The sequence below is a fragment of the bacterium genome (genome assembly GCA_016703265.1).
Taxonomy (GTDB): domain Bacteria; phylum Krumholzibacteriota; class Krumholzibacteriia; order LZORAL124-64-63; family LZORAL124-64-63; genus CAINDZ01.
In genome coordinates, this window is record JADJCK010000007.1 from 42705 (window position 1) to 65833 (window position 23129).

General features: G+C 67.3%; 11 protein-coding genes and 2 tRNA genes. 9 read left to right on the forward strand and 4 right to left on the reverse strand.

Translation table 11 applies throughout. From position 1 onward, the window contains the following. Positions 1–68: 68 nt before the first annotated feature. Complete coding sequence (locus IPG61_14120) at positions 69–287, reverse strand: hypothetical protein (protein ID MBK6735185.1); 219 nt, start codon at positions 285–287, stop codon at positions 69–71. A 299-nt stretch (positions 288–586) separates the two neighbouring features. Between IPG61_14120 and IPG61_14125 the strand changes: the two genes are divergently transcribed. The 5 genes from IPG61_14125 (at position 587) to IPG61_14145 (ending at position 6992) form a co-directional block, all read left to right on the forward strand. Next, on the forward strand, positions 587–2152 hold the full coding sequence (locus IPG61_14125) for an alkaline phosphatase family protein (protein MBK6735186.1): 1566 nt from the start codon (positions 587–589) through the stop codon (positions 2150–2152). Between the two features lie 109 nt (positions 2153–2261). Next, positions 2262–2335: transfer RNA gene (locus IPG61_14130), tRNA-Gln, on the forward strand. Positions 2336–2385: 50 nt separating this feature from the next. Further along, positions 2386–2458, forward strand: a tRNA-Glu gene (locus IPG61_14135). 774 nt (positions 2459–3232) lie between these two features. After that, positions 3233–5695 (forward strand): alpha-amylase, encoded by a 2463-nt coding sequence (locus tag IPG61_14140; protein ID MBK6735187.1) that lies wholly within the window; start codon positions 3233–3235, stop codon positions 5693–5695. Positions 5696–6272: 577 nt separating this feature from the next. Continuing rightward, positions 6273–6992 carry a hypothetical protein gene (locus IPG61_14145; GenBank protein MBK6735188.1) on the forward strand — a complete coding sequence of 240 codons (720 nt, stop codon included), beginning with the start codon at positions 6273–6275 and terminating at the stop codon, positions 6990–6992. 251 nt (positions 6993–7243) lie between these two features. Here IPG61_14145 and IPG61_14150 read toward each other — a convergent pair whose 3' ends face one another. Then, on the reverse strand, positions 7244–7951 hold the full coding sequence (locus IPG61_14150; protein MBK6735189.1) for a hypothetical protein: 708 nt from the start codon (positions 7949–7951) through the stop codon (positions 7244–7246). Between the two features lie 508 nt (positions 7952–8459). On the opposite strand from IPG61_14150, the gene IPG61_14155 reads away from it, so the two are divergent. Next, positions 8460–8606, forward strand: a complete 147-nt coding sequence (locus IPG61_14155) for a hypothetical protein (GenBank protein MBK6735190.1) — start codon at positions 8460–8462, stop codon at positions 8604–8606. 1263 nt (positions 8607–9869) lie between these two features. Here IPG61_14155 and IPG61_14160 read toward each other — a convergent pair. Then, a complete protein-coding gene (locus IPG61_14160) occupies positions 9870–14402 on the reverse strand; it encodes a T9SS type A sorting domain-containing protein (GenBank protein ID MBK6735191.1) in 4533 nt (1510 codons plus the stop codon). A gap of 608 nt (positions 14403–15010) precedes the next feature. On the opposite strand from IPG61_14160, the gene IPG61_14165 reads away from it, so the two are divergent. Then, positions 15011–15841 carry a hypothetical protein gene (locus IPG61_14165; GenBank protein MBK6735192.1) on the forward strand — a complete coding sequence of 277 codons (831 nt, stop codon included), beginning with the start codon at positions 15011–15013 and terminating at the stop codon, positions 15839–15841. A gap of 49 nt (positions 15842–15890) precedes the next feature. On the opposite strand, the gene IPG61_14170 is transcribed toward IPG61_14165, so the two are convergent. Next, positions 15891–18404 carry a hypothetical protein gene (locus IPG61_14170; GenBank protein ID MBK6735193.1) on the reverse strand — a complete coding sequence of 838 codons (2514 nt, stop codon included), beginning with the start codon at positions 18402–18404 and terminating at the stop codon, positions 15891–15893. Positions 18405–18837: 433 nt separating this feature from the next. Between IPG61_14170 and IPG61_14175 the strand changes: the two genes are divergently transcribed. Together IPG61_14175 and IPG61_14180 are read left to right on the forward strand one after the other, a co-directional pair. Beyond that, positions 18838–20697 carry a hypothetical protein gene (locus IPG61_14175; protein MBK6735194.1) on the forward strand — a complete coding sequence of 620 codons (1860 nt, stop codon included), beginning with the start codon at positions 18838–18840 and terminating at the stop codon, positions 20695–20697. Between the two features lie 203 nt (positions 20698–20900). After that, positions 20901–23108, forward strand: a complete 2208-nt coding sequence (locus IPG61_14180; GenBank protein ID MBK6735195.1) for a hypothetical protein — start codon at positions 20901–20903, stop codon at positions 23106–23108. The last annotated feature ends 21 nt before the right edge of the window (positions 23109–23129 follow it).

The window sequence follows — 23129 nt, forward strand, 5'->3', positions numbered from 1 at the left end:
AGCCCGTGACTGTGGGGTTCCCGAACGGGGAGGCGGGCCGCGAAGAAGGAAGCCGGCATCCTCGGGCGCTACCTGCTGGTCTGGGGCGTGACCACCCTGGCCCTGCTGCTGGCCACGTGGATCCTGCCGGGATTCAGCCTGGACCGCTCGCATCCGCGCTGGTGGGCGGGCGTGCTCCTGCTGCCGCTGCTGTTCAGCGCCATGATGATCGTCATGCGCCCGGTGCTGCTGCTGCTGACCTTCCCGCTGAACAGCCTCACGCTGGGCCTGCCCACCCTGTTCTTCAACGGCATCATCCTCTACTTCAGCGCCATGGCCTCGCGCACGCTGGTCATCACCAGCTTCGGCGAGGCGCTGCTGGGCGCGGTGATCATCACGGCGATCTCGGCCTCGATCACCGGCTGGCTGGGCGTGGACGAGGCGTATCCCTTCTACCAGTCGCTGATCTTCCGGCTGGGCAGGCGCTTCGGGCCGCGCCCGGAACGACGCCCGGCGCGCGGGCTGCTGATCCTGCAGATCGACGGCCTGTCGCGCGCGAGCCTTCGCCGCGCGCTGGCCCCGCGGACGCATGCCGGCGGTGTCGGCCATGCTGGCCCGCGGCACGCACAAGCTGGATTCCTGGCACTGCGGCATTCCCTCGAACACGCCGGCGGTGCAGGCCGGCTTCTTCTACGGCGATCGCGGCAACGTGCCGGGCTACCGCTGGTTCGACCGCCACGAACAACGCGTGCGCGTCGTGAGCCAGCCCGAGGACCTGCGCCTGCTCGAGCGCATGGTGGCGGTGGGCAACCGGCCGCTGCTGGAAGGCGGCTCGTGCATCAACACGTTCATGTCGGGCGGTGCGGCAAAGCGGTTGATGGCCGTCAGCACGCTGGGCGAGGACGCCGCCACGCGCCGCCTGGGCGAGCAGGCCGACTTCAACCTGTTCTTCCTCAGCCCCAGTGAACTGACGAAGGCCGTGCTTGCGTTCGTGTGGGACTACCTGGCGGGCCTGTCGTTCGCGGTGGCCGGGCGCTTCGACAAGAAGCGGCCGCGCCTGCGGTTCTCGCCGCGCCGCGCGGGCCAGCGCGCGCTGGCCAACGCCTTCCTGCGCGAACTCTCGTTCTTCTGGCTGAAGCAGGACATGGTGCGCAGCGTGCCGGTCATCTACTCGAATTTCGTGGGCTACGACGAGGTGGCCCACTACTCGGGTCCCGACACGGTGGAGGCGCAGCTGACGCTGGCCGCGTTCGACCGCAAGCTGCGCATCCTCGGGCGGCGCGCGCGCCGGCAGTCGCCGATCAACTACGACATCATGCTGATGTCGGACCACGGTCAGACGCCGAGCGTGCCCTTCCGCATCCTCTACGGCAGCACGCTGGAAGCGACGCTGGCCGACATGCTGGGCGAAGGCGATGGGCCGGGCGCGCCGCGCCGGGTGTTCAGCCCGGACTCCAGCTACACGCTCTCGCTGCTGGCCGGCATGGAGGACATCGACGACAGCCAGCTGGGCTGGCTGGCCCGCCGCAGCCGTCGCGCCCTGGTACGCCTGGCGCCGGGGCAGCCCGGCGGCGCCGACGAGGCCGCCGCGGGCGCCAAGGTCGTGGTCTGCGTGTCGGGCTCGCTGGCCCACATCTACTTCACCGGCAGCCGCGAGCCGCTGTTCCTGGAAGACGTGATCGCGCTCTACCCGGGGCTGGTGGAGAAGCTGGCGCGGCACCCCGGCATCGGCTTCGTGGCCGCCCGGCGGCGCTTCGGCGACGCGGTGGCGATCTGCGAGGACGGCATCCGCAACCTGGTGACCGGCCAGCGCGGCGAGCGCAACGACCCCCTGGCGCCCTACGCCCGCCGCGAACTGTGGGCCGGTGAACTGGCACGCCTGCTGGGCTACCCCGACAGCGGCGACCTGGTCATCAACGGCGCCTGGCTGGCCGATCAGGGGCGCATCGTGGTGATGGAAGAGCAGGCCAGCAGCCACGGCGGGCTGGGGGGGCGCCAGACGGAGCCGTTCGTGGTGCTGCCGGCGGCCTGGGGCGTGACCCGGAAGGACCTGGAGTCGCCCGAGGACCTGTACCGGCTGGTGAACCGGGAGCTGGAGCGGTACCGGCAGGGGGGGATGCCGGGCCAGGGACTGCCGGGTTCCGGCACGGCCGGGCGCGGGGGGCGGGGCTGAACGATCCGGGGCCTTTGCGGGGACCGCTCGGGCGGTTCTCCGCGGGTAACGGGAAGGCGTATCACCTTCTTGCATCGGGCCGGGAGGCATTCTATATTTGCGGCTCGGTTGCCTGGTCGTCCAATGGTAGGACAGCTGACTCTGGATCAGTCGATGGGGGTTCGAATCCTCCCCGGGCAACCAAACTTGCCAATGAATTCGGTCCGGGATATATTCCCGGCGTCGATTTTAGTGGCCCCTTCGTCTAGTGGCCTAGGACGCTGCCCTCTCACGGCGGTAACAGGGGTTCGAGTCCCCTAGGGGCTACTCGGGGCGGGTCCCCCGCGGGGGGGGGGAGGGTTTCTGTGTGTGAGGCAAGCGCCGGCCCACAGGGGGAGGGCGCCGGCCGGGTTTGCTCGGATTGGGCAGGGCTGGAGTTTTTGGGCGGTGTGGGCGGGGGGGGGGGGGGGGGGGCGCGCCGCCCGCCGGGCCGCCCCGGCGCCCTGGTGGCGCTCCGGGGCGGCCGGGCGGCGGGGGGGGGGGGGGCGCGGGGGGGGAGGGGGGGGGGGGGGGGGGGGGGCGGGGGGCGGGGGGGTTGGGGCGGGCCCCGGGGGGGCCGCCCGGGGGGGGCCCGCGGGGGGCGGCCCGGGCGGGCGGGGGCGGGCGGCCCCGGCGCCCCCCCCCGGCCCCCCCCCCGGCCCCCGGGCCGCCGGCCCCCGCGGGGCCCCCCGCGGGCCCCGGGGGGCGCGGGGCACAACCCCGCCCCCCCCGGGGGGCCCGGGCCCCCTTCCCCGAGGAAGGGGGGCGCCCGGGGGGGGATTTTACAACTGCAAGGAGGGCGACATCCCGGGAAAGTCGATTCCAAGCGTCTGGGTATGCTATGCTCGCCTCACGGTAAGCGCAATGGGTGCAACGCCGACGGGGTCATTGGGGGAGGAACAGGGAGCCGCCAGTGGCACCTACGTCGCGCGGCTGTTCCCGCCCGTTGCTGATCAGATTATTCCCAACTATTCCTGTCTGCTATACTGGTCAGGCTCGGATCGCCCCCGGGGCTCCGCGCCAAGTGGCCGTGCGCGCCGTCCCCGAATCCGAGGAAGACACATGAGAATGGCAGCCGAACTGCAGTCGAGGGCAGCCGCCGTCGCCCTCTTTGCCGCCCTGTCGCTCCTGCCGTTGCCGGCCCTCGCCGAAGGCGCCCGCACCATCGAACCGGGCGACCTCGGCCTCATCACGCCGCCGGTCCGGAACGGGTACTCGCAAGGGTCGATCTACCATGTGATGGTCGATCGCTTCGCGAACGGCGATCCGTCCAACGACCAGGGCGGCATCGCGGGCGGTCCGCTCAGCCACGGCTTCGAGCCGACCCGGGCCGCGTACCACCACGGCGGAGATCTCCTTGGCCTCACCTCGAAATTGGACTACATCGACGGGCTTGGCGTGACCGCGATCTGCGTCAGCCCGCCCCTGACCCATCAAGCCGTCCAGGGCAACGGAACGCTGGGCGGGTCGTCGGCCGGCTACCACGGCGGGTGGCCGGTCAACTTCGGTCAGATCGACCCCCACTTCGGATCCAACTCTGAGATGGTGGCCTTCATCGACGCCGCGCACGCCTCCGGCCTGAAGGTCTACTTCGACGTCGTCGTGAACCATACGGCCGACATCATCGACTACGCCGGGGGCGGCCTCGGCTACCGCGACAAGGCGTCCTTCCCGTACCGCAACGCCGCCGGCACAGTCTTCGACGACCGCGACTACATCGGCCTGGGCACATTCCCCGCGCTGGCTGTCGATGTGAGTTTTCCCTACCAGCCCACGTTCGGCCTGCCGGGTGATGCGACGGCCAAGTCCCCGGCCTGGCTGAACAACCGGACGCTCTACCACAACCGCGGCGCCTCGACGCTGGCCGGCGAGAGCGCGCGTTACGGCGATCTTGCCGGGTGCGATGACCTGTTCACCGAGCATCCCGACGTGGTGGCGGGGCTGATCACCGTCTGCCAGGGCCTGATCACGACGTTCGGGATCGACGGCGTGCGTCTCCTGGACGCCGACCGCGTGAACGACGAGTTCTGGACGGCCTTCGTCCCCGCGGTGCGCGCACACGCGGCTTCGCTGGGCAAGGCGGACTTCGCCGTCATCGGGGCGGTGTCTGCCGCCGACCCGGGCGCGGCCAGTCGCTTCGTGACCAGCGTCGCGATGCCGGCCCTGGTCGATCGCGGATTCGAGACCGCGGTGCGCCAGTTCGCGGGCGGCGCGGGCGGCGGGGATGTCCTGCGGGACCTCTTCCTCGCCGACGATCTCTACACCGACGCCAACGGCAACGCGCACGACCTGATCACCCTGATCAGCGACGATGACCTCGGCCGGGTGGGCTGGAGCATCGACCAGGCGCGGCCGGGGGCGCCCGATTCCGAGCGCTATGCGCGCGCGCGGCTGGCGCACGCGCTGCGGATCTTCAGCCGCGGCGTACCGCTGCTGACCTACGGCGACGAACAGGGCTTCGTTGGCGACGGCGGCGGCGCCGACGCGCACCAGGACATGTTCCCGAGCCAGGTCGCGTCGTACAACAACGACGTGCTCATCGCCTCGGGCAGCACGACCGCCGACGACAACTTCGACGCGACGCATCCGCTGTATTCAGACATCGGCGACATGAACCAGATCCGCAGCCTGTACCCCGGCCTGCGGTCGGGCGCCCACACCCACCGCGCAAGCGGCGCCGCCGCCGCGGGCCTGTACGCCTTCTCCCGCATCGACCGCGGCGAACGCGTCGAGTACGTGGTCGTGGCGAATAACGCGACCGGCCCGGCCGGCGCCACCGTGCCGACGGTGTCGCCGTCGACCACGTTTGCCAACGTGTATCCGGGAGCGAGCCCGACGATCGTGTCCGACGGCGCCGGCCAACTGAGTGTGACTCTCGCCGGCCTCGGTTTCGCTGTGTACCGGGCGCAGTCGGCGATCCCCGCGAGCCCGGCCGCGCCGGGCATCACGATCAGCGCCTCGACCGCCGGGGCGCCGGCCGACGGCCGCCTCGCGGTCCGGGCCGAGCTCAGCCGCACGATGTTCGCCGAGGTCACCTTCGCCGTTTCCGTGGGCGGCGGGCCCTTCACCGTGATCGGCACCGATGACGCCGCCCCCTACCGCGTTTACTACGATGCGAGCGTGCACCCGACCGGGACCTCCCTGCGCTTCAAGGCGATCGTCGACGACCGGAACGGCCACGCCGACGGTGCCAGCGTCACGGTCCTGACCGGGACGACCTCCGCCGTGGACCAGGCGCCCAGCCCTGCGCGCGTTGTCCTGCACCTTGCCGTGCCGAACCCCTTCAACCCGGAGACCACGCTGTCGTTCTCGCTGCCGGTCCCCGGCCACGCGCGCCTGCGCATCTTCGATGTCCGCGGGCATCTCGTGCGCAACCTGCTCGACGAACCGAGGGAGGCCGGCCGGCACAGCGTCGTCTGGGACGGGCGCGACGACCAGGCGCGGCCGTTGACCTCGGGAGTCTATTTCGGCCGGATCGAGGCCGGCGCCTTCGCGGCGACGGAGCGGATGGTGCTCCTGAAGTGACCGGTGGCGGTGTCCCTCCCAATGATCCAATGTGGCAAGGAATCGGACTGATCTGCGAAGGGCGCACCTTGGTCAGCTGCGGCGGGAAGATGAAGGCGGCCAGGGCGGCGGGATTGCAGGGGCTCGCTCGTCGGGAAGACGGGCCTACCGGACTACCGCCGCGAGGCCGTCGGGGCGGGATCGTGGCGCGCAAATCCCCGGATCGGGCACTGTCACGGCCCCGCGCCCCACAACGCGCACGCGCGACCCTGTGAGGCTTTCTCGGCCGCAGACGCACCGAGGGCGAGGGTCGAGCAGGAACACGGCCCGCGTCAGCAGGCCCTGGACGGCTCTCCGATGTTGGTTCGCACACTGGCACCCAGAGGCTACCAACGTTACAGAGATCCCCCTCTCGGCTGGGAGGGGGTTCTCGTGTCCGACAAGATGTCGGCATTAAGTGATCCCTCCTGGCACGGTTAAAGCCTCCGGTCGAACATCTTGACGAAGCACGACAAATGTGGTCCAATATTAGCCACATGCCATGACGTCGTGCTCTGCGAGTGTCAGGCTGGGCATTCGGCATCCGCGGAGGTGCGCGATGCGCATAAGGAAAATGTCCCCTGTACTTACCCGCCTCCTGATGTTCATGGCGCCAATCGCCGCCGCGAGTTGGAGCGTCCCTGGTTCCGCCACTGCAATCCCGATCACCGTGACGTCCATCGCCCCGGGCAGCGAAGACGGTGCGATCGCCGGCATGCTCGTCGAGAGCTTCGAGGACGTGAACCTGGTGCCGGGGTTGTCCATCACGTTCTCGGTCTGGCGCAACTCAGCAAACCAGGTCACCGCAAACCCGCCGGTAACCTACACGGGTACGCTGCCGGGTGTATGGACGGCGTCGGTGGCGGGTTTCCCTTCCAACCCCTGGGACGGAACGCGCGCGCTCGTTAACGGGAACGGCCACATGTGGGCCTACCCGTTTGCCGCATCCGTGGAACTCCAGTTTGATCCGCCCCGGACCACTGTCGGGTTCGGCTTGTCAAACGTCCAGACTGACGCCGGGTCCGCGTTCACATCCCACACCCTGTGGGTGAATGGCGTTTCCCAGGGCCGTCTTGAAGACCTGCCAGGCTGGGTATCGACGGTGTCCAACCGGAACCGCTATCTGCTGGTCACGTTCGACGCCATCGATTCCATCGTTTTCACCGCGGACACCCATTTCGACGGGATGGTGGTCGACAAGCTGGCGCTGGGGGAGGCCGCCGGCGTGGTACCTGTGGCGACGACGAGTTGGGGGCAGGTGAAGGCGCTGTTCAGGTGATCCGCACCAGATGGCAACATTGTACATTTGGGCGCTTGGGTGGTTCTTGGATTTGTTGCCGGATATGGTGCCGAGCGCGAACACGGCGCGCACCTGAGGGCCTCGCCTGACTCTCATGGATTGGTTTGTACACTTGCACCCAGGGGCTACCAATTGGAGAAATCCCCTTTCCGGGTTGGGATGGGGATTTTTCTGTCGGGCAGGAAGGGGCTTCTCATATTGTCGGGCGGGGATGGTTCCTGCCGTGTCGCTCAGTTTGGGTCGGTGGGCTCAGCGCGTCGCGCCGGGGCATCCCGCAACGAATTCCTGCCCAACTCCACGCTCCGCGACCGTAGTTGCTCAAGTATCTCGAGCTTGCGGGCAAAGGGCAGCGCGGCCAGGCGTTCGCGTTCCGCTCGTTTTCCTTCGATGATGCGGCGCATGCTATCGTTCACGGTGCATCCCCCAGGAACTTTCTCTCGAACGATGCCCAGCGTGCTGCGAGACCATGGCGGGCCAGGATCGCCTCCAGTTTGTCGACTTCGAGCACGCCGGCGTCGAGGAACTGGAGGATGCGCGCCATGTCCTTGCCCCCGGCCGGTTTCCAGCGCAATGGCAACGAGGTGCTCGGCGGAAAAGACCCGGGTCGGTTCGCCGTCCACGTCCGCCGGTCGGGCCTCGGCCAGTGCTTCTTCGGCCAGCGGGCCGGTCGGGGGCAGGAACTGCACGGGCCAACTGGCGATCTCGATGTACTCGCCACGAACGGCGTGCCCGCGCCCGGTCAGGTAGTCGTAGATGGGCTGCGGGCTGATCAGAAGGCTGCCGGGTTGCGTTGCGAATCCGACGAAGATGTCGATGTCCAGCGTGGCCGCAGGCTCCAGGTAGAACGTGGCACCGACGGCTCCGCCGATGGCGTAGCTGGCAATCACACCATCGCTTTGCATTCGGTTGATTTCGGCCAGGACGTTCTCGATCTGCATCGGCCCGCCTCCCTGACTGCGAAGGATACATCAGGCCGCGGGCGATGGGAAGGGGCAGTGGACCGGTCTCCCCAAAAATGCGTTCCGCGAAGGAACTGCGCCGTTCAGCTGCCGGGGGCAAAGGCCTACCCGACCGTCAAGGCGGACTCGCGGAGTCGGGCCTGAAGCGCATGAATCATCGGTCCATCCCAAGCCGAATTCCGCGCTCCATAGTGCGCACGTGGGCGCCCGGTTGGCTTTCGGGGCCGCTGCTGTGCCCTGGGGCGAGTAGAAATACGGTGCGTGCTTGGATGCTCTGGAACGCTCTCCGGAAGTGGTTCGCACACTGGCACCCAGGGGCTACCAAATGTGACAGTGTACGAACCGCAGGAAACTGCGGGAGTCTGTACCAGACTTCGAACGTACTCTTGTCCCGAATGAGCACCTTCTCCACGAGCAATCGGAGAAGGTGCTTTTTTTGTGCGTTGGGGACGGCGTCCACCACGCCCGCCAAATTCGCCAGGATTTCGTGCAGGAAGTCGGTGCGCGGGTCCGGCTTCGCATCGCCGACGAGGGCGACCTGCAGGCCGTCATCAGCCAGATGCTGCGCCTCAACCGCAACGACACGGGAGCAGCTCCGGGTGACCGGCAAGCTGCTCGAAGCCTGCGTGCATGACTACCCGCGGTGCGCCCCGGCCACGGCGCCTCGATGGGTGTGTCGGTCGGCAGCCGGGACGAACTCGACGCCCTGCGGGTGAAGTACAATGTCCTGTGGTGCGTGAACGCCGCGAACGCCGCGCTGCATCGCGTTGACAAGTGGTCCCGCAGCGGCGGCCATGGCGGCGTTCTCCGGGGCGTCCACTCCAGTGACGGGCTCAGCCGCCCGACCTGGGATTTCGACCTGAACCTTGTCGCGGTGGGGTGCCTGTCCCCGACCCTACCAGGTTGTTGGGCTCCCCATATCGAACTAGAACCGCCCCCGAATTGCCACCCGGACCGCCGCCTCGTCAGGACGTGACGCGACCGAGACCACCGCTTCCCGCTTGACCCGCTCCCAGACGTCCTCATGGCCGAGCGTCCCCAACAGCGCGCCGATCACCGCTGCACCGCCGATCGTCCAAGCCGCGGTCGGCAGCGAGTCGACCCCGTCGTCGCCCCTGGCCTTCGCCGTACCAGACCAGCGGCGTAATGCAGAGTCCCAGGAGCGCACCGGTCCGCAGGCCGGTCACCGTCGCGCGGCGGTTGCCGACAGAGCGTTCTATCGAGACGACCCGCTCCGCCGCGACGATCGCGACGACGCCGTCGCCCGCATCGGTCCGGACGCTGAGCTTCCGCGCGTCGCCGCGAACTAGCTCGCCGACAACTTCGCCGTGGCGCGCGTGGGGGATCCGGAGGAAATGGAGGATGCTCTGGCGGTCCCGTTCCTCGTAACGGACACGCACCCGCTGGCCAGCTTGAAGGCACGAATCCGGTCCGGCGGACGCAACGGAGGACGCGGACACGGGATCCGCGCCGGCGGCAAAGCAGGACGCAGCGAGCAGAACAGCGAACAGACCGACTCGAAGCGGCATCATCTCGTCCCCCGCCGGCCCCCCAGAGGCGCTCGTCGGCGGCAGCAGGCCGGCGGGCGTGGGAGCCGCGATCCATCATGTAACGGAGCGGCGGGCCGGCGCGCAAATCGCGCCGCGAATTCGCCGATCACGGAGAATCCCCGATACGATCTGGCCAGGCTGCCACTTTCCGCCTGTGCATTCCGATAATCCAATCCGCCAACGAATCGCACTGTCAGGTGGGGCCGTCCGCCGTTTGGCGATGGTCACGGGGACTCAGTCACGTCTTTCGGGCTCATACCGCGAAGCCCCGGGAGTACTGGGGGCGCATCACCCTGTCGCGCTTGGCACATCGCGCGTTCCTACTTTGTTCCGGCCCGCGCGCACCCTCACTTGACGAGCGTGATCTTGCGAGTCGCCGACAGATCCCCCGCCTGCAGCCGGTACAGGTAAGTGCCCGACCCGACCGCGCGACCGGTCCGGTCGAGGCCGTCCCAGGCGATGTCGTGGCGTCCGGCCGGCAGCACGCCGTCGACCAGCGCGCGCACCAGGCGGCCCTGCACGTCGTAGATTCCCAGGCTCACCTGCAGGTTGCCCGGCAGGCTGAAGGCGATGGTCGTCGCCGGGTTGAACGGGTTGGGGTAGGCGCCCGCCAGTTCGACGCGCGACGGCAACTCGTCCGAGCCGTCGACCGCGCTGATGAACGCGCCCACTTCGACGACCAGCGTCGGCGAGGCCAGGACCGAAGTGCCGTTCAACACCGCGATCAGGTGGAAGAGGCCGCCGTCCGGATTCGACTTCACCATGGTCACCGTCACGTCGGCGCTGCCGCTGCCGTTCAGGACGATGCCCGTGATCTCCTGCCGTGCAATGGCGCAGTTGGCCTCGAACGGTTGGATGTCGACGCCGCCGCCCGGCTGTTCGAACAGGGCCGCTTCGACGAGCAGCAGGCGGGCCGTCGCGCCCGCGGGGCCCGTGATGCGCACGGTCTGGGCGGCGGACCCCACCGACACCGGAGGCGTCAGGCCCACGACCGCCAGGCCCGGCGCCGGGGCCACGGCCTGGTTCAGGGTCGCCGTGCCGCCGCCGAGGCTGCCGTCGGACCAGAGGCTGGCCGTGCGCGATGAGCCGTCGCTGAACTGGGCGGTGATCGTGGCGCCCACCAACTCCAGGCCGGACACGCTGCCGGAGTCGCCGGGGCCGGGCGCGCCGACGCCCTGGATGCTCGTCGGGTCGACGTCGATGGAGAAGCCGAAGGTCTCGCCGGGGTCGAAGGCGCCGCCGGCGAAGTCGATGGTCAGGACCTCGAAGCCGCCGCTGCCGCGCGGGACCGACAGGGCGTGCGAGATGGTGCCCACGCCCGGGTTTGTATCCACGGTGAAGGGCTTGGCCGTCAGGTCGCCTGCCGTTCCGGCCGGGTCGAAGGCCATGTCATTGATCAGGCCGCTGCCGAGGTCGATGATCGCGCGGGTGAGTTTCTGCCCCGAGGGCGAGGTGTTGCTCAGGAGGAACGAATTGCCGCTGTAGGTGCTGGCGTTGAGGCCGGCGCCCGCAGTGACCGTCAACGCGGCGGACGCGTTGCTGGCCGGCCCCGTGACCTCGATCAGGTCCCAGGTCGCGTTGAACGGCGTCGGCGAACCGAACGATGTGGCGATGATCCCCACCGCGAGCCCGCGGTCGTCGGCCGGCGCCAGCCAGGTCGCGGGGATGGCCAGCGGTGAGCCCAGGTCGATGACCGTGGTCCCGCCGTCGATGGACAGGCGCGGCTGCACCGTGGCCGCAGCCGGGTTGACGTCGGCGTACAGGTCGACCGTGCCGGCGGCGAGCACGTTCCCCGTGACGCCGACGCCGTAGGTGGCCTCCGTCGCCACGCCGGCCTGTTCCAGCAGCACCTGCACGCCGCCGGCGCCGCCGTTGGCCGTCAGCACGATCTTCAGGTAGTTGTCCTGGTGCCCGGTGCCCAGCTGCAGCCCGAACGACTGGTAGTTGGTCGGCGTCACGCCGCCGAAGAACGGCGGCTGCAGGCGCGTGTGGGCCGTGAACGGCGGGCTGCTCGTGTCCGCCGCGATCCCGAACTGGAACGCGTACTGCTGGCTGTTGCCGGCCTGGTACGCATCGCCGGTCGGCACGTCCTCGACCGTGAAGAAACCGGCAGCGCCGCCGGCGGCCAGCTTGCCCGTGTCGAACTGGTCCCGGTAGTCGGTGGCGCCGTTGCTCATCAGGCCGGTGAAGCCCAGCTCGAAGAACGTGCCGGGAACCTGGTCGCCGGCATTGATCGAGAACGTGTAGTTGACCGGCAGGCCGGTGGTCAGTCCGTTGTCCGGATCGATGGCGAACGGATCGTTGGTGTCGGGCAGGCCGTCGTTGTCGTCGTCGGGATCGACCAGGTCGGAGAGCTGGTCGCCGTCGGCGTCGGCCGGGAAGCTGCCGCTCGCGCAGGGATTGGTGCCGTTGGCGATCTCGTCGGCGTTGCTGAAGCCGTCGTTGTCCTCGTCCAGGTTGGAGACGTTGGCACCGGTGCAGGCGCCGCCGCCGCCGCCGAAGTCGACGGGTTCGTAGACCGAGATCGTGCTGGAACCGTGGTCGGCCGACCAGATCGTTCCCGGGAAGACGGCGAAGTCGCCCTGGGCGGTCACGTCCAGTGGCGTGGCCAGGTTTCCTACGCTGGCGCTCTCGAGCACCATGGTGCCGGCGCCGTTCAGCTTGAAGCGGATGACGTTGCCGTTGAACGACGCCGCGAGCAATTGACCGGTCATCTGCCCGCCGAAATTGCCGGCCGTGTATTCGCAGATACCGTTGGTCGAAGCGCCCACGGTGAACAGGCTGCTGTCGGCCCCGGGTACGAGGTAGGTGCCTTCGGCCGGGTTGGCGAGGGCGGCCGGCACCGGCGGTGCCGGGAAATCGGCCAGCCAGTCGTAGGTGCCGGTAAGGGTCCAGGTGCCGGAGATCTTCTGGTAGGTGAAGATGTCCGAGCCGGTCGGGTTGGCCCGCGTCGGGTTGGGATGGCCGCCGTAGAAGCCCTGCCCGCTGATGAACTGCAACTGGTCGCCGTAACCCGTGTCACCGGCCTCGTTGGCTTCATTGTTCACGTTCATGGTGCCTTCGTTCACCGGCAGGCCGCCCCAGCCGCCATTGGGCCCGTTGTCGAACGTGTACAGCCGCCCGTTCTGCGTCAACACGACGTCGTAGGCATTGCGGTAGCCGGGCGAATGGACCTGCACCGGCCCGGTCGGATCCCAGATCGCCTGGTTCAACCCGTTGTTGCCGCCGAAGGGGTCGTTCGCGTCGGGGCTGCCCGGACGCGTCGGATCGTCGATGGTGGCCAGGTCCAGGACGTACTGGTTGCCGAAGCCGTCGACCAGGACCGGCATGGCCGCGAGCCTGTCCAGGTCCACGGCCAGCAGCGCCGCCGAGAGCGCGTACTCGGGACACCGCGAGAAATTATTGCTCGGGGCGCCCTTGTTCGTGTTGCCGCCCTGCATGACGTACAGGACGTTGGCCGCTTCGTCGAGATCGAGGCCATTGGTGGAGTGGTTCTCTTCCGAACGCGGCAGGCCCCGCACCAGTTGCACGTGGTCCCAGGCCGAACCGGTCCAGGTCAGTCGCGAGATAATGCCCGAATTGGTGTCCAGTCCCGAGTCGTTGTTGACCGCGATCCGCGGATCGGAAGAGCCGACGTAGATGGCCGGGTTGGCGGCGTCGCCGGCGACGGCCAGACCGGTGACCTGGCGCGTGGTGATGCCGGGCGCGGCGCTGCCGTCGTCGTTGTGGTTCGGGATCGCCTGCACCACGCTGATGGTCTCGGTGGCGGTGACCGTGTACGAGATGGTTCCCGCGTTGTCGTTGCGCGCGATGGTGTAGACCTTGATCAGGCCGTCCTGCTGGCTGACGTACAGGCGCCCGTCGGGCCCGAATTCCAGCGAGGTCGGGTTATTCGAACCGGTGCCGCCGAGCGTGTGGCCGTTGAAGGCGATGGGCGCGGCGCCGGGGTCGAAGGAGAACCCGCCCAGCGGCACGCCGAGGGGGCTGTTGCTGCCGTCGTGCGCGATGGCCAACGATTCCTGCGTGGCGCCCGAGCCGATGGCGGGGTCGAAGGTGACCATGACGACCGTGCTGGCGCCCGGCGCCAGCACCATCCCGCCGAACGAGGCCTGGAAGTCGGTCGCGACGGTGAAGGGATCGATCGCGATCCCGGTCGTGCTGCCGAGATTCCGCAGCGTCAGCGGCAGGGCTGCCGGCGCGCCGACCTCGACCATGCCGAAATCGAGCGCGGACGGCGTGGCCAGCAGGTAGCCCTCCGTGGACACGGCGACGATCTCGATGCCGTTGATCAGCGGATTCTCGACCACGTGCTGGAAATCGATATCGAGGTTGGCGTCACTCGTCACCACGAACGACTTCATGACCGCCACCTGGTGGCCGACATCGGCGATGATGTCGTAGTTCGTCAGCACCGGTACGCCTTCGATCAGGACGTTGAACACGCGCGTGCCGACGGTCGAGTTCCCCGTGTAGCCATTCTTGAAATAGAGGCGCACCTCGTAGGTGCCGGCGCTGCCCACCGGGAAGTTCCACTGCATGGCGTCGCCGCCGGAAGGATCCCAGCGTTCGGTGTCGAAGATGCCCGCCGGCGTTCCGGCCGGCACGGACGGGTGGAACGTGCCGCCGGCAAAGGCGGCGACATTGCTGCCGGCCACATGGTAGGCAGAGGGCGCGGCGGCCGTGTCGACATCCCAGCCGATTCCGCCGTTGAGCGGCGCCAGGGCGTCGCCGCCGGCGTTGACCCGGAACAGTGCCGTCTGCGCACGGGCAATCGCCGGCGCCAGACAGGTGATCAGCAGCAGCCCGAGGACCAGCATTCGGGCCACGCCGGCCACGTTCGCGGGCAGCGGTTCGTGGATCTCATGGAAACGGGCAGGCATGATCTCTCCACCTTCTCGGAATAGGGGTCGGCGCAGCTCGTTGCTGCGCCAGCGTTCCGGGATTCCGGCAGCGCGGTCCTTGATACCATACTAATTCTATCCAGATATCATGTACTGTGTCAATTGGTCATTCGGCCGTCACGCCTGGAGGGAAGGCTGCGCAGAGCCCATGTCGGCCGGCACTTCTTCGGCCTGGCGCCCGAAAACACCTGAGCTTCAGTCGGTGAAACCCTGATATCATTGGAGGCGAATCGCGCAGCTACCGTGACGCAATCGATGCCGGCAAGGTGATACCGATGAGATTCCAGGCGCTGGCCTATCTGGCCGTACTGGTGATTCCCTCCCACCCTGGCCTCGCAGCAACGATCACCGCTTCGTAGCGACGGCGCAAGGAACTACGCGGCGATCCAGCCCGCCTGGATGCCGCAGCCGACGGCGACTCGATTCTGATCGGGCCGGGAGTATCTCGAACACGACACGGCGGCTTTCGCAGTGGAATTGCGACGTTGAATCCTACGCGAATGTGACCGCGGACAACCTGACGATCATCGGGTCGGGAGCGAGTGAGTCCATCATCGCCGGCCGAATATCTCGGCGAGTCTACGAAGTTGATCACCTACGGCGGGGGCGGCAACATCACGATTTCCGGTGTCTGCCTGCGAAACGGCGGGCAAGGAATGTACGTCGCGGGCCGGCTCTTCCTGGGCGGTTGTGCATTCGTCGGAAACATGCAGCCTCTCCAGTGGATGCCATCGGGCAGCGGCGGCCGCATTCGCGATTGCCGGTTCGAAAACGACGGGTCGCGGCAGCAATCCTACGTCGAGATCCGAAGCATCATGCTCAGCACCGATGTGGACATTCTTATCGAAGACTGCTCGGCCGTGCGCGTCCTGTTCTCCATCGCCGGGCTCAGGGGCGTCACGCTTCGTCGGTGTGAATTCACGAGCGCACCGACGACGATGCATGTCTATGGTGGAGCGCAGGTATTCGTCGACACCTGCAGGTTCAGCGATACGTCGGTGGCCGTCGAGATGCAGTACGGCCTGTTCAACGAGTGCACGATCACCAATTCCGAGCTGTCTGCAAGCTGGACGACGCTCCTGGTCGTCTCGCGGTATGGCCGGTTCGTGGTCACCAATTCGAGGATTGTCGGCGGTTACGGCGCCTTGCTGTTTGCGGATTCCGAAGCCGGGTCGAGTCAGATCAGCGGCTGTGATCTCGTGAAGGGCTCCGGCCCGATCATCGCGTGCGCGAACTGCGGCCTCGGATCCGCCGTTCACGACCTGCGCAACAACTACTGGGACACGACCGACGAGGCGACGATCCGATCGTGGATCATCGAAGCCGTCCGGCAAACGGTGCTGTACAGCCCCTTCGCCGGCCAGTCGGTGCCGACCGAATCCATGTCGTGGGGCGGGTTGAAGGCGCTCTGGAGATAGGAGGGGTCGCTCCTGTCGACATCCGATCGGCGTGGTAGCCGCCGGCGATTTATCGCAACAACGTCAACCGACCCGACCTGACAAGGCCCTCGGACCCGAGGCGCATCAGATAGGTGCCCGATGCCACGCTCCGTCCATCCGCGTCCCGACCGTCCCAACGGGTGACATGGCGGCCGCTCTCCAGTTCCCGATCCACAAGCGTGACGACCAGGCGTCCGTCGAGCGCGTAGATGCCGAGGCGAACCCGCGACGGCCGCTCCGTCTCGAACGAGATGAGGGTCGACGGATTGGCGGGGTTCGGCGCGGCCGACACCGAGCAGCGCGGCGCCGGGCCGGAGAGCCCATCGAGTGGCACCGTTTCGAGCAACAGGGGCGAGGCCTCCGGGGTCTCCAGCCACAGTTCGTAGGATGTCGCGACGCCGCGGGGAACTCCCGCATCTTCGATGCGGAAATCCCCGGTGGCCACGGGCCGGCGGGAGATGGCGTGGGCGCCGCCGCCGGAACGGCGACGGACCACGAACTCGTCTCCGGACGCGCCTTCAAGGCTGCAATGCCATTCAACCACGGCCACATCGGACTGCCAGGCGGCGCGGAGCGACGAGATCATGACCGGCAGCGGGTCGCTGCAGGCCAGCGGCATGGTCGTGGCCCGCGGCAGGATCTGGAAGCAGCCATTGTCGGCGATGATCTGTACCGCGCCGTAGGTGAGCACCATGCCGCCAAGCGGCGTCGGGCCGTTGTCCTGGTCGAACTCGTAGACGCCCAGTCCGTAGTGATCCAGCGCCAGGTACAGGAGACCTTCGTTCAGCCAGGCATCCCGGACGATCGCACTCCGTAAGCCAGCCATGGAGCCCAGCAGCGTGATCGTGCCGTCACTGTTGACGCGATGCCAGCGCAATCTTTCGCCACCGCAATCGAAGAGCAGGCCGGCTTCGGGTTGAAAGCGGATATTCCGCCCCCAGCCGTATGTCGTCCGGAGCAGTGCCGGCATGATGGGATTCGAAAGATCGAAGTGGGCCAGGTTCGATGTGCTGCCGGCAATGCGCTGCCCGAGCAGCACATCGCCGACCCGGATGAGGCGATTCAGTCCCGAGGCCGAGTACCCGCCGAGCGAGGCGACCCTTTGCAGCCGTTCGGAATCGTCGGCAAGACAGATGAGCAGGCTGTCCGGCGTGGAGACCACCGTGTACGGGCCCCACGGGATCGCGTCCAGGATCACGGGTTCGGCAGACACGACGGGGGTGGAGAAGTGCCCGCTGTCGTCGATCTCCACGGTGCGGCGCTGGTCATTGATCGAATAGTAGACGCGCCTGTTGACCACGGCGATTGAGGTGAGCAGGCCGTACAGCGCATCGTCAGTGATGGTGGCGACGACAGCAGCCGGAGAGACACGCCGGTCGAGCACGTAGAGTCCCCAGGAGTCGCCTCCCCAATCAGAGGTGTTCATCCAGGACACGAGGAAGTCCGCATCAAGCACGATGGTGCCCGAACTCGAGGAACCGACGTCATCTGGCTTGGCCGGGGCGGTCGGCGCGGATTCGAAGTGGTAGAAGTGGAAGCCGGAGGTCACCAGCGCGTTCCCGGGTAACCAGCCGACGGGCCCGGTGTAGAGCCGAGGCAGCGAAGCGGTCACGACGGGCGCCGGCAGGTCCCGGTCCAGGTCGACGATCAGGCTCGATTCGCCGAGATGACCGTTGCCGCTGCCCATCGTCCAGATCGCTTCGCGGCCGGCTATCGCGAAGCCGCCGTAGTAGGGACCGCTTCGCTGGGCGTAGCCACGCCAGGCGAAGTGTCCATCCTCGATGGCGATGCGGCCAAGAAATGCAGCGTTGTTGGAGGTCATTTCCGGGCGAATATCGGACCTGTTGGTGATCCACCAGAGAACGAACCCGCCGTCGAACGGTTGGATATCGCGGAAAATGGTCAGGTCATCAGGGCTGTCTCCGGGTGCGGCGGTCAGCCGATCGGTCAGTATCGGCATCAGCGGATCCGCGATGTCGATCAGCGAGAGGTCTGTGAAATAGCCGGAGATGTTGTTGCCGCCCCCGGCGCAACGGACCAGATTCGAGCCGACGATGGCCAGCTTGCCCGCCCCGATCAACGAGATGTAGTGTGGAATCGCCCAGTCGCTGAGCGCAGTGACAGTGCCGTCCGCTGGTCCACCGAAGAAGTAGAATCGGCCGTCGGCGGCGGCGACGATCAGGTCGTCCGTGCAGGCAAGCCTGGGCGTCCCCGCCCAGCCACCGACATGACTGCAGCGCAAGGTCAGCGCCGGCAGGTCGTACACCTGGAATCCGCCGGTGTGGCCCAGGACGATGAAATCGCTGCCGACGGCGAGCTCGCTGAACCCGCCTTGAATGCGGCCGAGTTCGATCGGCGCCTGCTGCTCGTCGGTGCCGACCATCAGGAGTGCGGATGGATGCAGCACCAGCAGCCGATCCTGCCAGCGCATGATAGCAGTGGGGGTGGTCGTCAGTTCGACGGGGCTCGGGAGCCAGTGTGTCTGGTGGCGATAGTCGGCGCAATCCGGGCCTTTCGCCTGCGCTCCGCCGGGAACGGACATGCCGATGCCGACGACCAGCAGCGCGGCGGCGACCAGGCTGTACTTGCGTGGATAGAGGTGCATCATGATGCTCCCGTTCAACCGCAACTTCCGGGATCAGATCCGGACTCGGATACGCACTCGGAATCGTCGTACGAGAAGTGGAGTGACAACCGGCCGGTCCCCGTGGCGCCTGGCGGCACCTCGTTGATTTAGCACGGATGGGGTGCTCCAGGTCGTTTCGACCACGTTGAGACAATCAAGGTTGCCCGCGCATTATCGGGATCGTTGGAGTCTGGTTTCCGCGGCGGCAGATGGTGCATTGAACCTGCCCTTGACCTGCTGATCGGTTGACCTGCTGATCGGTTGACCTGCGGAGGCAGGGTGTACGACAATCAGCAGGTGCCGGGCGGCATCCGCGGCCCCAGTCACCGGATCAACCGGAAGCAGTTCCATGTCATCGCGAAGCCGCAGCCGCCTGCAGGGCGTGACGATCGCCGTCGCAACGCTTACTGCAATCCTCCTCGCCTCCTGCACCGACAACCCTTCCGGTCCCGATCCCGGAGAACCGTCGATGACATGGGTCTGGCGCAATCCGCTTCCCCAGGGAAACGACCTCACGAGCTGTGCCGGGACAATCGACGGCGTCGGCCTGGCGGTCGGTCGCGACGGGACCATCCTGCGGACGACAGACGGTGGGGCAACCTGGACGACCCGTGCCAGCGGCTCGCCGAGCCATCTCATGGGTGTGGCGCTGCTGCCGGACCTGACGGCGGTCGCGGTGGGCTACGGTGGTGTTTCCTTGCGCTCGGATGACGCCGGTTTGACCTGGTCGAACAGCGGTCCGTCCGGGGTCGATGACCCGTACGACATGTGCTTCACGGGTGCTGCGACGGGGACGGCCGTCGGCAGCCGCGGCGCGATCGCCCGCACAACGGACGGCGGGCGCACCTGGGTCCAGCAGGACAGCGGCGGCGTGTGCGACCTGTCGACTGTGGCTTTCCGTGACAGTACACATGGCGTGGCCGCGGGCTCATACTGCATCCTGCACACGGCCGACGGCGGGGCGACGTGGCTTGCCGGCGAATTACCAGTCTATGAGTTCCCGTGGGACATTGCCTTCACGGGCGTCGATTCCCTGGTGGCGGTTGGTCGCAACGGACTGATCAGCCATTCATACGACGGCGGGGCCACGTGGACCGCCGCGATCTCGACCACTACCGAAGGGCTGAGGTCGATCACCGTCAGGGACGATGGCTCCTGGGTCGTGACCACGAACGCCAACGTCGTGCTGTCGACTTCCGATCGCGGCGTCACCTGGAGCAGTGCCCCGACCGGACCGGTGGAGTACATCACGCCGCCCGTATTCACAGCCGACGGTCGAGGATTCGCGGTTGGCGGCTCGGGTGTCATGTTCCATACCGTCGATGACGGCGTCACCTGGACCAGGACCTCGAGCGGCGTGGCGGCGCCGCTCTTAGGCCTGGATTTCAATGCTGAGGCCACGGGGCTAGCGGTGGGGACGAGTCTGGACATTCTGCGCAGCGTCGATGGTGGAACGACCTGGAGCGCCGTGAGCAGCGGAACTTCCGCGAGACTGCTGGACGTCGCCTTCGGGGATGAAGACGTGGCGCTGGCCGTGGGAAGCAGAGGAGCCATCGTTCGTACGACGGACGCCGGCCAGACCTGGGAGCCGCGCGATTCCGGCACCGACGCCGCGCTGAACGCCGTGGCGTTTGCCGATGGAGAACGTGCCGTCGCCGTGAGCGAGTACGGGTCGATCCTCGTGTCCATCGACGGGGGCTTGTCGTGGGCCCCGTCTACCTTCGCGGACGAGGTGGCGCTCACCGACGTGGCCTTCGCGAACGCCCGCACGGGCGTGGCCACGGGAAACGATGGCCGTATCCTGCGCACGCAGGACGGAGGCTGGAACTGGACCACGGTGTCTGCCGGGTCAATTGCCGTTTCACTCCGGGCCGTGGCGTTTGCCGACTCGCTGACGGCAGTGGCCGTCGGGTTCTCGAACTGGGTCGGCTACACCATGCGAACAACGGACGGTGGATTGACCTGGGCGAGCATTCCGCCTGCAGCAGACAGGTACCTGCATGACATCTCGTTCGTCGATGCCAGGCACGGGTTCGCTGTGGGCACCGGCGGGACGGTGGTCAGGACAGCTGACGGCGGGCAAACCTGGAGCCGGGCATCGGGGACCTATTCATCCACACTGAATGCGGTCGCAGCGGTCGGACCCTGGTCATGCATCGTCGCCAGCAGCGGGGGTGCGATCCTGCAGTGGGTTCCGGAAGGCCGTTGAGGCCTCGGGCGCGGCGGAGGTCCCCGTCCACCTGAAGCGAGAATCCTCGGGGGTGATGGGGCCGGTCCTGACGACGCCGGCGCGCGGATTCGATCCTGTTCGTCGCAAGGCGGGTATGCTATGATCGGCTCATGCAGGTGATATGGGCATCCGGAAAATGATGCGGGTGGAGTGTTGATGCACCTACGCCACGGGAGTCCACCATGAAGACGCGAACCATGCCGTTCCGGAGGATCGTTGCTGTATCGGTTGCCGCGATTGTCCTTGCCGTCCTTCCGGGTACTTCGGTTTCCCAATGCGAGAACTATGAGGCGTTCCTGCACTGGGAAGGTGAAGTTGCCTTGCCCGGCCAGGCTGATGCGGTCGCCATCTCCGGACACTATGCACTGGTTGCGGACGACTACCACGGACTCCAGATCGTCGATGTTGCCGATCCACGGAACCCGCGAATCGTCGGCGCTGTCGACACGCCCGGATACGCCCTCAACGTCGCGATAGCCGGAAACTATGCCTTCGTGGCGGACGCCACCAGTGGGATGCAGATCGTCAACTTCGCGAATCCCGCCAGCCCGCGGATCGTCAGCACGGTTCACACTCCGGGTACCGTCCGCTGCGTGGCTATCTCGGGCAACCACGCCTACGTCGCGGACGATTGGGCGGGGATCGAGATCGTCGACATCTCGAATCCGGCGCTTCCGGTCATCGTGGGCGCCATCGACACGCCAGGCGCCGCCTATGGAATCGATGTTTCCGGGAGCTACGTCTATGTGGCAGACGGGGCCCAGGGAGTCCAGGTGATCGACATCGCGAATCCTGCAGCCCCGGTCATCGTTGCCAGCGTTGCCGCACCTGCCCGCCAGGCCGGTGATGTCAAGGTATCCGGCCACTATGCGTACGTCGCCGATGATGGGCTTCTGGTGATCGATGTTGCCGATCCGCTTCATCCGCAGACGCTTGGCAACATCACCACTCCTGGCGGGGCAATGAAGGTGGTGATCTCCGGGGACTTCGCCTATGTGGCCGACCATGGCTACGGCCTGGTCACGGTCGATATTTCCAGTCCGCAGAACGGGCAGGTCGTCGGTCGCGTCACATTGCCCGATTACGTGTACGGCGTCGCGGTGTCCGGGGACTTCGCCTATGTCGCCGCCCGCTCCAAGGGGCTGCATGTGATTGACGTGCGCAACCCTTTCAGTGTGCCGTCGGCCGGCGGCGTTGAGGCGCCATTTGTTGCCAATTCGGCCGCGATCTCCGGCAACCATGCCTATGTGGCCGGTTGGGGAGGATTGCGCGTGCTCGATATCGCGAACCCGGTGCGGCCGCAGTTCACCGCCTCGATCGCGACTTCTGGTCCCACCTATGAAGTCGCCGTCTCGGGACGTTATGCGTATGTGGCCGCATCGTACGCGGGCCTTCTGGTGGTGGACATCGCGGATCCCGCCAGCCCATGGATCGCCGGCACCCTGGATACGCCGGGCCAGGCGCAGGCCGTGGCCGTGGCCGGGGACTTCGCGTACGTGGCGGACGGGGGATCGGGGCTTCAGGTCGTCGATATCTCGGATCCGACGCAACCATGGATTGTTGGCAGCGTCGATACCGCCTACCTGGCGCGCGACGTGGCCTTGTACGGCGACTACGCCTGCGTTGCGGATTTCTGGTATGGCCTCCGCGTGATCGATATCCGGAATCCGGCCAGCCCGCACATCGTGGCCAGTCTCGATACGCCAGGCGATGCGCGCGGCGTCACCGTTTCCGGGAGCTACGCATTCGTGGCGGACTGGGAGGCCGGTCTCCAGATCGTCGACCTTGCCGATCCGGTGAACCCGTGCATCATCGGCGCCGCGAACACCTCCGGCTTCGCCAGTGAAGCCGACGTCAGCGGGGCACGAGCGTATATCGCCGACGGTAACTCCGGCTTGCAGGTGATCGACATCGCCGATCCCACGCACCCGCAGGTCCTGGGTGCAGTCGTGACGCCCGGCGGGGTTGTTGGCGCCTTGGTCTGGGGAAACTACGCCTACCTGTCGGACGCGAGCACCGGCCTCCACGTTGCGCGACTCCAGTGTGAGCCGGGCGTGGCCGTCTACCTGACGGACCTGAGTGCGGCACGGATCGGCAGGGAAGCGATCATCCGCTGGACGATCTCCGGTCCCGCGTCCGGCGCTTCGTTCCAGGTGTGGCGCGAAGCGACTGGTGCGCAACGCGCGCTGCTTGGGAGTGCCGTACCGGATGTCGTGGGGTCGTATGTATTCACGGATGCCGCGCCATTGCCCGGCTCCGCCGACTATTGGCTGATGGAGTCGGCTGCCGACGGCTCCCGCTTCTGGCACGGTCCGGCGCACCTTGAGGAACACCGCTTCCTGTGGTCCCACGCCTGTACCAGAACGAGCCTAACCCGTTCAACCCCGTGACGACATTCCGCTATAGCCTGC

Excerpts from the sequence above, each read along its gene's own strand:
- IPG61_14125 (MBK6735186.1), top strand. The coding sequence starts at position 587 with ATGCTGGCCCGCGGCACGCACAAGCTGGATTCCTGGCACTGCGGCATT.
- IPG61_14140 (MBK6735187.1), top strand. The coding sequence starts at position 3,233 with ATGAGAATGGCAGCCGAACTGCAGTCGAGGGCAGCCGCCGTCGCCCTC.
- IPG61_14145 (MBK6735188.1), top strand. The coding sequence starts at position 6,273 with ATGCGCATAAGGAAAATGTCCCCTGTACTTACCCGCCTCCTGATGTTC.
- IPG61_14150 (MBK6735189.1), bottom strand. The coding sequence starts at position 7,951 with ATGCAGATCGAGAACGTCCTGGCCGAAATCAACCGAATGCAAAGCGAT.
- IPG61_14160 (MBK6735191.1), bottom strand. The coding sequence starts at position 14,402 with ATGCCTGCCCGTTTCCATGAGATCCACGAACCGCTGCCCGCGAACGTG.
- IPG61_14170 (MBK6735193.1), bottom strand. The coding sequence starts at position 18,404 with ATGTCCGTTCCCGGCGGAGCGCAGGCGAAAGGCCCGGATTGCGCCGAC.
- IPG61_14175 (MBK6735194.1), top strand. The coding sequence starts at position 18,838 with ATGTCATCGCGAAGCCGCAGCCGCCTGCAGGGCGTGACGATCGCCGTC.
- IPG61_14180 (MBK6735195.1), top strand. The coding sequence starts at position 20,901 with ATGAAGACGCGAACCATGCCGTTCCGGAGGATCGTTGCTGTATCGGTT.